The following is a 13,758-nucleotide window of genomic DNA, read 5'->3' as shown; positions in this document are numbered from 1 at the left end:
AAAGCCGGTAAGAAGCGCATGAAGTCCATCGGTTCCGTCACGGTGCCGCAGGAAGCATTCGTGGCAGCGCTGTCCACCGACGAGGAATAATGATCCGGGTCTTCGCAGCGCTCTTCCCGTCTGATGAGGCGAAAGAACACCTCGTTGCAGCACTGCGTCCGATTCGGGATTTCTCCCGCCAGGAGATCCGCTGGACCGACCCTGATAATTGGCACCTCACCTTGGCCTTCTACGGCGATCAGCCGAACGATGCCTCAACGATCCGCGCCCACCTTGCCCAGATCTCTGCGTTCCATCCGCCACTTCAGCTCTACCTCTCCGGCGCTGGCGCCTTTGACAGCCGCACCCTGTGGGCCGGTGTCGGCGGGGATACGGACACTCTCAAAACTCTGATGGCGGAAAGCGCCGACCCCACCTTGGAGGTCCGCCCCCGCCAGCGCGCACACCTCACCATTGGTCGCACCGGCCGCCGTTCCCGCGACCCGTACGCCGTACCCGATATGGTCCGGGCCCTGTCCGTGTACCGCGGCCCCGACTTCACTGCCGATGAGATCTGCCTCGTCCAATCTCACCTTGGACAAGGCCGCAGCGGCGGCTCCCGCTACGAGATCCTCGAACGCTACCGACTCCGCTAGCTTGCAAGTTTTTCAGGTATACCTTGAAAACTTTCCACTTCTGCAAGTTTTTCAGGTATACCTGAAAAATATGAGAGCTTTTCCGCGAGACAATTACCTCGATTTCCTACGCCGCGTCACCGACCGCGATCTCGTGCGCATTATCACGGGAGTCCGCCGGTGTGGGAAGAGCACCTTGCTCGAGCTCTACCGTGAAGACCTGGTGCGAGGGGGCGTGGGCCCTCAAGAGATTCTCACCATCAATTTCGAAGATGCTGCCAATGACAGACTGCGGAATCCGCAGAATTTTCTTGCCTATGTGCTCGACCAAAACAAGTCTCATGGAGTGAAGTTTTTACATGTCGACGAAGTCCAAGAATTGGATGATTGGTCACGAGTGATTAATTCGTTGCGCGTGAACCCCGGGATGGAAATCTGCGTCACTGGGTCGAATGCCACGATGTTTTCGGGAGAGTCCCTGACCTATCTCGCTGGCAGATATATCGAGCTCCACATGTTGCCGCTCTCGCTCGCTGAGTTCCGGAGGTTTAGACAAGACACTGAGAGCATCGAAAAGTCCTACCGTGAGTGGATGAGAATCGGCGGTTTTCCTGCTGCAGTTCTTGCTCGGGATCCGGACATCACGGACCAGATCAATTCGGGTCTTTTCGACTCGATTTTCACTCGTGACATCGCTACTCGCGGCCAGATCCGTGACACTGAAGTATTCCTTCGAGTCGCGCGATTCATTTTCGACAACACAGGGTCACCGCTTTCAACGAACCGGATCAGTAACCACCTGAAGAGTCAGGGCTATTCTTCTTCACCCGAATCAGTCGACCGATATCTCGCATTGATGGAAGACGCTCACCTCATTTACCGTTGCCCTCGGTTCGATACACAGGGAAAACAGTGGTTGAAGACGAACGGAAAATACTATTTCGTGGACCCGGGTCTGCGCACCGCTTTGCTCGGTTCGCGGGATGTCAACCGTGGCCACGACTTGGAAAACATGGTCTATCTCGAACTGCGCAGACGCCGCTACAAGGTGGCGACGGGGCATTTGCGCAATGCTGAAATCGATTTCGTGGCCACGCGCGGGAGTGACACGAAGAATATCCAGGTTGCATTCTCAACCGAAGACTCGTCGACCCTCGAGCGTGAGCTCCGGCCATTGAACGGAAACGGCTACCTCATCACCGCTGACCGAATTCCGCCGGAGACGGGCAGTGTCAGGTGGATAGACGCATTTGAATTTCTCTCGGGCGCGTCTCTGGATTAGTTGGAGTCGGATCGTTGCCTTATGAAGTGTCCTCCATTCGGCACGTCAAAGAGTTGAATATCGCGTAGATATACTCGAGGCGTGTTTTCTACGATCATTCCTCCGAACGCGTCCACTCGAGAGCACGAAGTAGAAGTCCCGTGGGATCGCTCGAAGCCAGAGCTGGGAAGCTTCACGCTTTTCGCACGCGAGCTGTACACGGACGAGAGTCTGCCGCCGCTCCTTTTCTTGCAAGGCGGGCCGGGCAATCCGGCGCCGCGCTTGATGCAGGGGTGGATTCCGGAGGCATTGAAGCATTACCGGGTCTTTCTCCTGGACGAACGCGGCACCGGCCGCTCCGGCAAGATCGACAAGGGAACGCCCGAGCTGATTCGTCCTGAGATCCTGTCTAAGCTGCGCTGTCCGGACGTGGTGGCGGATGCGGAGGACATGCGCCGTCACCTCGGTTTTGAGAAGTGGGATGTGCTGGGTAATTCCTTCGGTGCGCTCTGCACGGGCAGTTACATGTCTTATGCGCCGGAGGGGATGGGGCGAGCATTTCTCACCGGTGCGCTGCCGCATATCGGGTGGAGTGCGGATGAGTACAACGAGGTCACTATGCGGCTTCTCGACGAGCGCTGCCAGGAGTTCTACGACGCCGTCCCATTCGCGGAAGAAAATGTGCGGGCTGTCTGTGCACACCTGAATGAGGTCGAGGAATTCTTGCCCACCGGGGAGCGACTGTCGGCTAACCGTTTCCGTTTCATCGGTGTGGCGTTGGGTGCTGAATTCGGTTTCACCATGTTGGCGAATCTGCTCGAGTCACCGTTTTATACGCACGAAAAGCGACTGCGGAAGGACTTCCTCGCCGGAGTGAATAGCCTGATCAGTACGGAGCCGAACCCGCTGTGGGCGGTCATCCATGAAACGCTGCTCGGCGGTAAGGAAGGAACGAACTGGTCGGCAGAGCGCGTAGGTAAATCGCGGCTGGAGGCCGACCCCAACGGCGCTGAGCCGTACTACCTGCTGGGCAACCACTTCTTCCGCCACCTTTTTGAGGAGGACCCGGCATTGGTGCCGTTCAAGGAGGTCGTCGAAGAAATGGCGGTGATGTCGGACTGGTCGCCGATCTATGACGTGGAGCAGCTGGCGAAGAACGAGGTTCCTGCCACGGTCGCGTTGTATGACCGTGACATGTTCGTGCCGATCGACATCGCGAAGGAGACAGCGGCGAAGATCGGCAACATGACAGTCTGGACGCACCCGGAGTGGGACCACGATGCGATCTACAACCACGGCGGGGAGCTCTTCCGTGCGGTGTTCGAGGCGCGTTAAGAAATGCTCGGTAGCTCGTCGTCCGCAAACGGGTAAGACGGCTGTGCGCCAGGGCGCGTGACGGCGAATGCGCCGACGCGTGCAGCGAAGCGCGCGGCGTCTGTCAGGTCGTCGCCTTCGATGAGGCGGTGACATAGTGCGCCGGTGAAAGCATCGCCGGCACCGACTGAATCGACGGCGGTGACCAGGGGAGACGGGATTTGTACGATTCCGTTGGCGTCGCCGACGACTGCGCCGACTGGCCCCAATGTCATGACGACAGACGGGAATTCTCGCAGTAATTCGATGACGCATTCTTCCGGCGCGGCCTTGTGCCCAAGGATCAGCTCGGCCTCGTGCTCGTTGACCACCAAAGGATTGGCCTTGCGCAGCGCATCACGGTCGACATCAATGACGGGGGCGAGGTTGACCACGACCCGCCCGCGAGCTAGCTCAACAGCGCGCGCAAACCCATCAGCAGGAATTTCGCCTTGCAGCAAGACAAGTTCCGCGCTGCCAATCAAATCAGCATGCTTATCGACGACACCCGCCCCCACATCACCATTCGCCCCCGGCACCACCATGACGGTGTTCTCTCCATCTGCCGCGACGGTGATGACGGCTAAGCCAGTGGGGGAGGGAGTGTGGGTGACGGAGGAGAGGTCGACGCCGGCGTCGATAAGCAATTGCGTGGCTGCTTCCGCGTGTGCGTCGTTGCCTGTTGCTCCCACGAGTGCGACGGAACTGCCCAAGCGTGCTGCGGCGACTGCTTGGTTCGCGCCCTTGCCGCCTGGGGTGATGCCACCGCCGGTGCCCAGCAGTGTTTCACCCGGCAGCGGGTGTCGCTCGAGGTTGACGGTCAGGTCAGCGTTGATGGAGCCGACCACGACGATGCTTGGTGATGCCATGTCTTCACCCTACGGAATCGCAGCAAGCAATTTCTTCGTGTACTCGTGCTGCGGATTCGCCCAAACCTCCTCGGTGGGGCCCGTCTCGACGATCTGGCCACGGTAGAGCACTGCGATCGTCGGGCACACCTGGCGCACGACGGAAAGGTCATGGGAGACGAAGATGAGGGTGAGGTTGTCGTGGGTGACAAGGTCGTCGATAAGCTCGAGCACTTGCGCGCGCACGGAGACGTCGAGCGCGGAGACTGGTTCGTCGGCGATGAGGATCTCCGGGTGCGGGGCAGCTGCGCGCGCGATGGAAATGCGTTGGCGCTGACCGCCGGAGAATTGGTGGGGGAGCCTGTCGCCAACACCCTCGAGCCCGACTTGGGCAAGCACCTCGTTCGCGCGGGAGGTGGTGGCGCCTGCTTCCTTGATGGAATCGCGCACCGTGCGCCGTGGATTGAGCGATGAATACGGGTCCTGGAAGACCATTTGCAAACCGCCGTCGACGCTGACCGTGCCGGAATCTGGCTGGTTCAGCCCGGAAATGACCCGCAGGAGCGATGTTTTGCCCGACCCTGAGCCGCCGACGATGCCGATCCGCTCACCGCGTTGCACGGACAGATTTATGTTGTCCAGCGCCAATGTGTCGCCGCGCTGCCATGAGACATCGCGCAATTCGATGATGGGTTCGCCAAGCTCACGGGGTACCGCTGGCGCGCCGGGACGCGATGCTGCGATGAGCTGTGCGGTGTAGTCCACCTGCGGGGCATCGAGGTCAGCGTCTGGGTCCACGATCTGGCCGTCTTTGAGAACGATGATGCGATCGGTCATCTTCCGGATCACACCAAGGTCGTGGGTGATGAACAGCAAGGCCATTCCACGCTCGGTCACCAGCGAATCGAGCAGGTTGAGAATCTGCTGCTGCACCTCAACATCGAGCGCGGTTGTCGGCTCATCGCAGATCAACAGGTCTGGGTCGCCCGCGAGTGCCAGTGCGATGAGCACGCGCTGGCGCTGCCCACCGGAAAGCTCGTGCGGGTAAGCCGACGTGCGCTCCACTCCGACCTCTTTGAGCAGTTCGCGGGCTTTGGTTAGCGAGCATGCTTCGCCGACTTGGCGTTCCACTGTCATTAGCGGGTCGAGCGCAGTCATCGGTTCCTGAAAGATCATCGCAGCCGTCGAGCCACGTAGTTTGCGCTTCACGCGTGGTGAAGAGCTGAGCATGTCCACGCCGGAGAGGGTGACGGTGCCGTGGGGGGTGAGGCGGTCGTCGAGAAGCCCCATGATGGTCAGCGCCGTCATCGATTTCCCGGAGCCTGATTCACCGATCAGCCCGACTCGTTCACCGGGCTGGATATCCAGGCTGATCTGGTTCAAGATTCCGTCGATGGTCAGGCCATCAATGTGCACGAGTGTCATTTGGAAGACCTCCTGTCGGCGACGGCATCGCCGAGCAAATTGAAGCCCAGGACCGTCCCAGCAATGGCCAAGCCCGGCCACAATGCCAGGTGCGGGGCAGTAGCAAGGTAGGCCTGCGAAGCCTGCAGCATCCGACCCCAGGATGCATACGGTGCTGGTGTGCCTAGACCAAGGAAGGACAAGCCTGCCTCCGCCAAGATCGCCAAGGCGAGAGCGACAGAGACCTGCACCGCCAACGTCGAGGTGATATTCGGCAAGACGTGGCGCCACGCGATCAAAACTCCAGGCACCTTGGAAATCCGTGCGGAAAGCACATAGTCCTGCGCCATCACCTGCAAAGTGCCCACGCGGGACACACGCGCGAAGCCCGGAATGCCAGCGATGCCGATGGCCAGAACCACGATCCACATCGAGCCACCGAAAACTGCAGTGAACACAATGGCCAGAAGCAGCGCGGGGAAAGCCAGCACGAGGTCATTAGCCCGCATGATCAGCTGTTCAACCCAACCACGTCGCATGCCAGCCCAAATGCCAAGGGGCACACCGAGCAGAGCGGAAAGAGCCACCGATGCCAGTGCAACGGTGAGCGTGGTGCGTGCCCCATCCATCACGCGACTCAACACATCGCGACCGTATTGGTCAGTACCCATCAAGTGTGTCAGGTTCGAACCTTGAAGTCGCTCGGCTGGCACCGCGTGGACGGGATCAAACGGGGTCCACACCAAAGCGAGCACAGCAGCGAGCACTGCGAGGCCGACGAGAATCAGGCCGATGATTTTTCTCATGCCTGCCTCCTCAGACGCGGATCAATGAAGCGGTACAGCAGATCCACCACCAATGTGACAGCCAAGGTGAAAACAACGAGCAGCATCATCAGGGTCTGCACAGTGGTGAGGTCGCGGGTGGCTACTGCGTCGAGAAGCATGCTGCCCAGGCCCGGAAGCGTGAACACCCGCTCGATGACGACGGCACCAACGATGAGTGTGGTCAATTGCAGACCGGTGACGGTAAGCACAGGGAGGAATGCATTGCGCAGCGCGTGGCGGTAGAGCGCCTGGCGCGTGGAGAGGCCGACCGCGCGGGCCGTGCGCACATAATCCTTATCCAGCTCCTCGTTGACCGCGCTGCGCACATAGCGCGTCAGAATGGCTGCCTGCACCAAACTCAATGCCACGACCGGCAGTACCAGGTGGGCGAGGAAGTCACGGAAGCCAGCATTCGGCGGCACCCAACCATTCGCAGGCAACCAGCCGAGCCACACGGAGAAGACCGCGACCGTCAAAATGCCCACCAGGAAGCTCGGCACCGCGATGCCGACCTGCGTCAATGCGGACACGATCGCCGTATCCAGTTTTCCGCGACGGCGCACGAGGTACGTACCCAAAGGCACCGCGATCACCATGGACAGCACCATGGCACTGACCGTCAGGATCAATGAGACCTGCATGCGGTCGATCACCAGGGGAGTGATGTCTTGCTTACTGGTCAGTGAAGTTCCGAAATTGCCCGTGAGCATTCCGCCGACCCAGTCGAGGTACTGCTGCACGAGCGGCTTATCGGTGCCCAGTTGGTGGGCGAGCTTAGCCACGTCCTCATCAGTCGCGGTCACACCCAGCGCAATTCGTGCCGGGTCGCCGGGCACTGCACGAAGCAGCAGGAAGATGATCACGCTCGCGGCGAGCAGCATGGCCACGAAACGTCCGAGAGCCTTCATTGCTTGGTCACCTCCGCCAAGGCGAGTCCGTCAGTGACTACATTCGGGTCCACTCCAGTCACGCCCGGGGCCGTGACGACGATATTCGGTAGGTTAGCCAGTGTCAGAGCACCGGCATCTGCCATGATCTTGTCCACCGCGGCATTCATGTATTTCGTTTGCTCCGCGACGGTCCCGGCATCAGCGCGTGCGAAGTCTTCGGTCACCGCAGGATCATCGAAACCGAGGTAATAGTCCGGGGAGAAAAGCTGCGGCATATCGCGCGGCTCCACGTGGGCGACAAGTGAGGACTGGTAGTCCGCCTGCTGGAGCACCTGGTTGAGCCACACCGCTGGAAATTCGACGGTTTTGAGTTTCACGTTGAAGCCGACTTCCTTCAACTGCGAATAGATCAGCTCCGCGGCATCTTGCGTGTATGGCAGTGAAGGGACGGTGATCTCAACCTCCGGCGAACGGCCGTTCAAAAGCTCGCGTGCCTTTTTGGGGTCGTGGGGGAAATAGTCTTTCTCGTTGAACCACGGATCGCTCGGTGCGGTGGGGGCTCCGCCAGTGTCGGTGGCCATGCCGGACCACACCACGTCGTTCAGCGCGTGCCGGTCAATCGCATAGGCCACAGCACGTCGCACATCCGGGTCGTCGAAGGGGGCGGCGTTGTTATTCATGCTCAGCAGCACCTCGCCATTGGTGGTGCCTACTTCCACACCGAATTTCTCTGGGAGATTCTGCAGCATTTCCGGTGCTTGCAGGCCCCACAGCACATCCACATCGCCGACGCGCAAAGCATTCACCGAGGACACGGCATCAGCGAAGTACCGGATCGCGGCATCTTGCTGGGCGGGCGTGCCCCAGTAGTCATCACGTGCGTTGAAGGAAATGGATTCACCGAGTGCGAATTGGTCCACCACGTACGGGCCGGTACCGACCGGATGAGTAGCGAGCTGATCCACACCGCCGGGTGCCATCATCGCGCCCGTCAGTGTGCCCATCGACCACAGCCAGCTATTCGACGGTGCCGTCAACTGCACCTTCAACGTCAAGGGATCCAGGACTTCCACGTTTTTGACCGGCGCCATTTGCTTGGCCAGACCATTCGTCCATTTCTCACGGACGTAATTGATGGAAAAAGCAGCGGTCTCAGCACTGAATTTCTCGCCATTGGAGAACCACACATCGTCCTTCAAATGAAAGGTGTATTCAGTGCGGTCATCGCTGATACCCCAGCTCTCGGCGAGAAGGGGTTGAGGCTGGCCTGTGTCGTCGATAAGCACGAGCGTTTCGTACACGTTGTGCATGAGCGCCTGCGGGATCGCGGCGCCGCCGGTGGTGGTGAAATCGAGCGATGCTGGGGCTGAGGTGGTGCCCACGACGACGCTGTCGGGCTCGATACGGCCCACGTTTGATGCGGTGCTGCCAGCGGAGCATGCGGACAGGAATCCGACGGAAAGTACCGCCACCACGGCACCGAGTGCTCTCATGGGAAAAAGATTATTCTTGCGCTCCGGTGATCTCAAACCTCAAAGGGATGGAAGCGCCACGTACGCTGCTAACTTCGACCTTGACCATATCGGCGCGGTAGACGTTCTCGGCGTATTCAACGTGTTCGCCTTGGAAGGTGGATGCGCGCATGTCGAGTTTCCACACCGGATCGCCCTCGGCAATTTCGAGCAGTTCTGCCTGCTCAGCCGTGGCTTTGCAAATGATTGCGGAGCGCACGGCATTATCGATCGTGACCCCATCCTCCAGCAATTGTTTATGGATGGACTCGCTATCGGGCGTGAGGTCGAGGAAGTCTTTGCCGATATTGAATGGAAAGACGAGCCTTTCAATCAGCACTGGGACTTTGTTCGCGGTGCGGAGCCGGACGATCTCCACGATCGGATCGTTGGGGGCGAGGTTCAGCGCTTCAGCGATGGACGGCGATGCTTGTTCGCGCGCGACCCGAAGAATCTCTCCACCCGCAATGAAGTGGGCCTCGTTGATGAGGGATGTTGCTGAAATCAGCGCATCGAAAGAATTCGTTTTCGGTGCTTCGAGGACGAGTGAGCGACGCCCACGACCTGAGGAGATTAATCCGTCGTTGCGTAGTGTTGCGACCGCTTGTCGTACGGGACCACGGGACGTGTCGAATGTTTTGCACAGTTCCGCTTCGCTCGGCAAAGGGGCGCCTGGCTGGAGTTTTCCGCTTTCAATCAGCGCGCGCAGATATTCGGCGATTTCCTCGTGCTGCTGCGACGGTCGTGGGCGTGGAATGGTCATTCACCTCGATTAAACAAAAATACTTTCAAAGTTTAACCGAGATTAAATGTAATTACCGAATTATCTGCGCAGGATACATGGCAATTTATTCATTAATTTTCACGTAATGTTTTAAATGGATTTCGCGAGGATCTCCATCGAACGCAGTGACTCCTCATGGGTCGGGGCCTGGAACGAAATCATCAGCTCATCTGCCTTGGCGTGCTCAGCGAAGCCTTCGAGGTATTCAACAACCTGTTCGCCAGTACCTTGCGCGGTGTAGCGGAGCATGCCCACGATCTGCTGGCCCTGAGGGGAGTTCATGATTGCGTCCAGCTGGTCCTCGCTGATCGTGCGCCCCTGCCGGCCCAGGAAAGCCTTGACCCGCTGGCGTCGCACCAGCTCGGTCTGGCGTGCAGCATCATTTGCATCATCTGCTGCAGTCACGTTGACCGCTGCGATGACATATGGCTCGGGGCAGACGGCCGAGGGCTGGAAATTCTCCCGGTAATACGTCGTCGCCTCTTGGAGGTGGGTCGGCGCGAAGTGAGAGGCGAAGGAATGGGGAAGTCCCAATTTCGCTGCCAGCGTCGCTCCAAACATGGAGGAGCCGAGAATGTAGAGCGGAACATTAGTTCCTGCCCCCGGCACTGCAGTCACACCCGGGATCGGGGAATTATCCGAAAGATAAGCCTGCAATTCCAGCACATCACTGGGGAAATTTTCGGCAGCACGCGGATCGCGGCGCAGCGCCCGGCCAAGCGTGTTCTGGTCTGTTCCCGGTGCGCGGCCCAGCCCCAGATCGATGCGGTCCGGATACAGCTCAGCGAGCGTACCGTACTGTTCCGCGATGACGTACGGGGAGTGGTTGGGCAGCATAACGCCGCCAGCACCGAGGCGAATCTTCTCGGTCTTGGCGGCGATATGAGCGATGAGCACAGCCGGCGATGACGAAGCGATCGTCGGCATGTTGTGGTGCTCGGAGTACCAGACGCGGTCGTACCCCAGCTTCTCTGCGGTTTGAGCTAATTCCACGGAGCGGGCCATCGACTGGCCGATGGACTCCTCGCTTCGGACGGTGCAGAAATCCAGCAGAGAAAGCGGGGTCATGGTGGTCCTTCCTAATCAGGGTGAGTGCTTTCACCGTGATGCAACGCTTTGGAAGGCCGCGTCATTCCACCTTAAGCGTTGTGGGCTTCAGCTTCTGCGAGTGTTTCGCCCTCAACGGTGCGCTGCGTGCCGATCTCCAGCGGAGCGTGCGGCTTGATGAAGTCGATGACCAGGCCGATGACGAATGCCACGGCGGTCGGCAGCAGCCAGCCCAGATCACTAGCCTGCATCGGCGACCAGTCGACGATCGGGGACAGGGCATCTGCACCCCAGCCAAGGGAGATGAAGGTGGAGATCAGGGACCAGACAACAGCGACCCAGATCGGCAGGAAGAAGCCCCAACGCAGGCGGGTGCGGGAGCGGAACAGCGGCTCGAGCAGGGTGACGAAGATCAGGGCGATTGCCGGCGGGTAGAGGAAGCCGACGACCGGGCCAGCGATCGAGATGACAAAGTCGAGGCCCTGCGTAGCCATGACAGCCGAAGCAACGGCGAAGATGATGGCCCAGGTGCGGTAGGATCCAGCGAATTGCTGAGAGAAGTACTCAGCGGTAGAAGTGATCAGGCCGATAGCGGTGGTCAAGCAAGCAAGAACCACGATGAGTGCGAAGACGGTCTGGCCCGGGCGACCCATCAGTTGCAGGGCAGCATCAGCGAGCAGCGGAGCACCGGAATCGTACTGCAGTGCATCCGGCATCGAGCGGCCGATCAGACCGAGACCCAGGTAGATCAGTGCCAGCAGGATACTTGCGCCAAGACCGGCGAGGATGGTGCTGCGAACCAGCGGCTTGCCTTCAGTAAAGCCCTTTGCGTGCAGGGAGGAAATGACCACGATGGAGAATGCCAGCGCAGCAATCGAGTCCATGGTCAGGTAACCCTCGAGAACGCCTGCCGGGTACGCGTTGGAGGCGAAGGTCTCATTCGGGGTGTAGTGCTGGTTAGTCATTGTGAAAATAGCCATGCCGATCATGATGACCAGCAGGATGACCAGCGCCGGGGTGAGGAATTTGCCCAGGGTGTCCGTGATGCGGGACGGGTTCCAGGAAAATGCCAGTGCGATGCCGAAGAAGACGATGTTGAAGATCGCGGCGGTCAGCGTGCTGTCCCAGCCGAACACTGGAGTAACGGCGACCTCGAAGGAGACGGCGCCGGTACGCGGCAGCGCGTAAAACGCACCGATGGACAGGTACGCGAGGACTGGGAAGACAATGCCGAACAGGGTGCCTGCGCGCTGCGCGAGGTCGCGGACATTGGAGCCGGACAGGGCAATTGCGACGACGGCCAGCACGGGCAGCAGGGCGCCCGTGGTGAGGAAGCCGAGGATTGCTGGCCAGAAGTTGTCACCCGCGCCCACAGCGAGCATGGGCGGGAAGATGAGGTTGCCGGCACCGAAGAACATCGAGAACAATGCAAGCGCAGTAATGACGATTGCGCCTGTCTGAGACTTCTTGCCGCTTGAGGTAGCGGTAGACATGGGGCCTCCCTAGGAAAATGAACAAATGGTAGGTGAAACCCTAGCATCTCACTGTGCGGAACGGAATCCCATTAAGTGAAAATTTTTGGGAAGGGGGGATTCCACGCACCCCGTGGGGAGGCCGATTAGACCAGTTCGCGGATCGCGCTCAGTGGGATCTCAACCCAATCGGGACGGTTATTCGCCTCATAGACCACCTCGTAGGCAGCCTTGTCCGCGATATACGCATCCAATATCGGATCAGGTTCAACGCCATATCCAGCAAGCAGCTTGTCGACGTCCGCCTGGCCACCCATCGCATGTGCATACCCAAAGGAGCGCACCATGCCGGCGACATCGCGCAATGGGTGATCTGGCAAACGACGCTGTTCCAGCGGGCGGGCGGGCTCGCCCTCGAAATCGATCAGGTACCACTTGTCAGCCAAGAGTGTTTGGCCTAGGTGCAGGTCTCCGTGGATCCTTTGGATCGCAACGGGTGCATCCGGAATGCGCGAGTAGATCTCGCGGAGGTTGCCCTCGAATTCGGCCAAAGCGTCAGTCTGCGTCAGGATCTGATCCAGGTGCGCATTCAGAGAGGCCCGGATATGTGAACCCGGTACTTCAGTGGTGCCGAATGCTGCAGCCAGATCCTCATGCACGACCCGGATTGCAGCACCGAGATCGCCTTCATTGTCCAAGCCCGGATCAAGCGCGAGCTTAAAACCATCGCGCCCACCGGAGATGAATTCCTGCATCATTGCCAAGGTGCAGCCGTTGCGGGTGAGATAACCCCGCACACCAGCGACGTGGGGGCAGTTAGCGATCTGGCTGAGCAACTCCACATCAGGGTTGAGACCCTCTTCGAGTTTGCGGAAGACCTTCAAAATCCAGGCGTCATCCACAACGAGCGAAGTATTGGATTGATCCGCGCCGAGTGGCACGGCGCGAGTTCCCGACAGGTCTCCGGTGACCTCGCCGAATTCGGTGAGGTGCTCAAGGTAGGTCTGGGCACCGTCAGCAGTGTCCAGTACGTCTACGTCGCCGCCTGGTCTATCGCTAGAGCTGAGGACTTGATAGTGGTCCACTTCGCCGTGGTTGACCTCGAGGATCTGCCACAAAGAATCATTGGCAGGAACCTCTGCGACGACCTGTTGGCTGGTGATCGTTTTAGATTTCGATCCGAAAAAGCGGGTGTTTTTCAAGTCCATGCTCAGCCTCGATTTCTCTAGGAAATGTCGAACCAGAAGTGACCGTGCGGCGCCAGGGTGACCAGCCAGGGCAGCTCGCCGATGGCCGGGAAGTCGATATTGCCGGACAGCTCGCGCGGAATAACTCCGGCGAGGTGCGCCAGGTTCATCTCCACCGGCTGCGGGCGGGAGCTCATGTTGTTGACACACAGGATGCGCTCACCGTCGTATTCGCGGATGAATGCGAGAACCTGCGGGTTGCTGTGGTCAACCTCTTGGTAGTCGCCGCGGCCAAATGCCTTGTATTGCTTGCGAATGTGCACACGCTCGCGGACCCAGTGCAGCAGGGAATTCTCACGTTCCATCTGCGATTCCACGTTGAGTGCCTGGTAACCATACGTGTCATTGCGAATGGCAGGAAGGTAGAGGCGCTCCGGGTCGGCCTGGGAAAAGCCACCATTGCGGTCAGCATTCCACTGCATGGGAGTGCGCACGCCATCGCGGTCGGGCAACCAAATATTGTCGCCCATGCCGATTTCATCGCCGTAATAAAGGAATGG

Annotated in this window: 13 protein-coding genes; 3 read left to right on the top strand and 10 right to left on the bottom strand. The window is 59.4% G+C overall.

Going from position 1 to position 13,758, the window contains the following annotated elements:
* Positions 1-89 precede the first annotated feature (89 nt).
* The 3 genes from thpR to Q0X21_RS08955 all read left to right on the top strand — a co-directional run bounded on the left by thpR (position 90) and on the right by Q0X21_RS08955 (position 3,210).
* Positions 90-635, top strand: coding sequence for an RNA 2',3'-cyclic phosphodiesterase (gene thpR, locus Q0X21_RS08965; RefSeq protein WP_297851553.1), 546 nt, complete (start codon positions 90-92; stop codon positions 633-635).
* A gap of 70 nt (positions 636-705) precedes the next feature.
* On the top strand, positions 706-1,896 hold the full coding sequence (locus Q0X21_RS08960) for an ATP-binding protein (RefSeq protein ID WP_297851552.1): 1,191 nt from the start codon (positions 706-708) through the stop codon (positions 1,894-1,896).
* Between the two features lie 81 nt (positions 1,897-1,977).
* Entirely contained in the window at positions 1,978-3,210 is a 1,233-nt protein-coding gene (locus Q0X21_RS08955) for an alpha/beta fold hydrolase (RefSeq protein ID WP_297851551.1), read from the top strand.
* Here the strand turns inward: Q0X21_RS08955 and Q0X21_RS08950 are convergent.
* From Q0X21_RS08950 to Q0X21_RS08905, 10 genes are all read right to left on the bottom strand, one after another.
* Entirely contained in the window at positions 3,207-4,097 is an 891-nt protein-coding gene (locus tag Q0X21_RS08950; protein ID WP_297851550.1) for a ribokinase, read from the bottom strand. The genes Q0X21_RS08955 and Q0X21_RS08950 overlap by 4 nt on opposite strands.
* Before the next feature lie 9 nt (positions 4,098-4,106).
* Positions 4,107-5,501: an ABC transporter ATP-binding protein gene (locus Q0X21_RS08945; protein WP_297851549.1), complete on the bottom strand. Its 1,395-nt coding sequence runs from the start codon at positions 5,499-5,501 to the stop codon at positions 4,107-4,109.
* The gene (locus Q0X21_RS08940) at positions 5,498-6,286 is read right to left on the bottom strand and encodes an ABC transporter permease (RefSeq protein ID WP_297851548.1); all 789 of its coding nucleotides are present in this window, start codon (positions 6,284-6,286) and stop codon (positions 5,498-5,500) included. Before Q0X21_RS08940 ends, Q0X21_RS08945 begins: the two co-directional genes overlap by 4 nt.
* Positions 6,283-7,215, bottom strand: coding sequence for an ABC transporter permease (locus tag Q0X21_RS08935; protein ID WP_297851547.1), 933 nt, complete (start codon positions 7,213-7,215; stop codon positions 6,283-6,285). Before Q0X21_RS08935 ends, Q0X21_RS08940 begins: the two co-directional genes overlap by 4 nt.
* The gene (locus tag Q0X21_RS08930; protein WP_297851546.1) at positions 7,212-8,690 is read right to left on the bottom strand and encodes an ABC transporter substrate-binding protein; all 1,479 of its coding nucleotides are present in this window, start codon (positions 8,688-8,690) and stop codon (positions 7,212-7,214) included. The genes Q0X21_RS08935 and Q0X21_RS08930 overlap by 4 nt, the downstream gene beginning before the upstream one ends.
* Before the next feature lie 10 nt (positions 8,691-8,700).
* Entirely contained in the window at positions 8,701-9,471 is a 771-nt protein-coding gene (locus Q0X21_RS08925; protein ID WP_297851545.1) for a GntR family transcriptional regulator, read from the bottom strand.
* A 111-nt stretch (positions 9,472-9,582) separates the two neighbouring features.
* On the bottom strand, positions 9,583-10,560 hold the full coding sequence (locus Q0X21_RS08920) for an LLM class flavin-dependent oxidoreductase (protein WP_297851544.1): 978 nt from the start codon (positions 10,558-10,560) through the stop codon (positions 9,583-9,585).
* 71 nt (positions 10,561-10,631) lie between these two features.
* Entirely contained in the window at positions 10,632-12,032 is a 1,401-nt protein-coding gene (gene brnQ / locus Q0X21_RS08915; protein ID WP_297851543.1) for a branched-chain amino acid transport system II carrier protein, read from the bottom strand.
* Between the two features lie 125 nt (positions 12,033-12,157).
* The gene (locus tag Q0X21_RS08910; RefSeq protein WP_297851542.1) at positions 12,158-13,219 is read right to left on the bottom strand and encodes a phosphotransferase; all 1,062 of its coding nucleotides are present in this window, start codon (positions 13,217-13,219) and stop codon (positions 12,158-12,160) included.
* Between the two features lie 17 nt (positions 13,220-13,236).
* Positions 13,237-13,758 (bottom strand): alpha-glucosidase C-terminal domain-containing protein (locus Q0X21_RS08905; protein WP_297851541.1); only part of this gene is annotated, 522 nt, incomplete at its 5' end.

It is taken from the genome of uncultured Corynebacterium sp., from assembly GCF_947253065.1.
Lineage (GTDB): Bacteria > Actinomycetota > Actinomycetes > Mycobacteriales > Mycobacteriaceae > Corynebacterium.
This window is presented reverse-complemented; position numbering and strand designations above follow the sequence as displayed.

Excerpts from the sequence above, each read along its gene's own strand:
- Q0X21_RS08930 (WP_297851546.1), bottom strand. The coding sequence starts at position 8,690 with ATGAGAGCACTCGGTGCCGTGGTGGCGGTACTTTCCGTCGGATTCCTG.
- Q0X21_RS08925 (WP_297851545.1), bottom strand. The coding sequence starts at position 9,471 with ATGACCATTCCACGCCCACGACCGTCGCAGCAGCACGAGGAAATCGCC.
- Q0X21_RS08910 (WP_297851542.1), bottom strand. The coding sequence starts at position 13,219 with ATGGACTTGAAAAACACCCGCTTTTTCGGATCGAAATCTAAAACGATC.
- Q0X21_RS08945 (WP_297851549.1), bottom strand. The coding sequence starts at position 5,501 with ATGACACTCGTGCACATTGATGGCCTGACCATCGACGGAATCTTGAAC.
- Q0X21_RS08960 (WP_297851552.1), top strand. The coding sequence starts at position 706 with ATGAGAGCTTTTCCGCGAGACAATTACCTCGATTTCCTACGCCGCGTC.
- thpR (WP_297851553.1), top strand. The coding sequence starts at position 90 with ATGATCCGGGTCTTCGCAGCGCTCTTCCCGTCTGATGAGGCGAAAGAA.
- Q0X21_RS08940 (WP_297851548.1), bottom strand. The coding sequence starts at position 6,286 with ATGAGAAAAATCATCGGCCTGATTCTCGTCGGCCTCGCAGTGCTCGCT.
- brnQ (WP_297851543.1), bottom strand. The coding sequence starts at position 12,032 with ATGTCTACCGCTACCTCAAGCGGCAAGAAGTCTCAGACAGGCGCAATC.
- Q0X21_RS08920 (WP_297851544.1), bottom strand. The coding sequence starts at position 10,560 with ATGACCCCGCTTTCTCTGCTGGATTTCTGCACCGTCCGAAGCGAGGAG.
- Q0X21_RS08935 (WP_297851547.1), bottom strand. The coding sequence starts at position 7,215 with ATGAAGGCTCTCGGACGTTTCGTGGCCATGCTGCTCGCCGCGAGCGTG.
- Q0X21_RS08950 (WP_297851550.1), bottom strand. The coding sequence starts at position 4,097 with ATGGCATCACCAAGCATCGTCGTGGTCGGCTCCATCAACGCTGACCTG.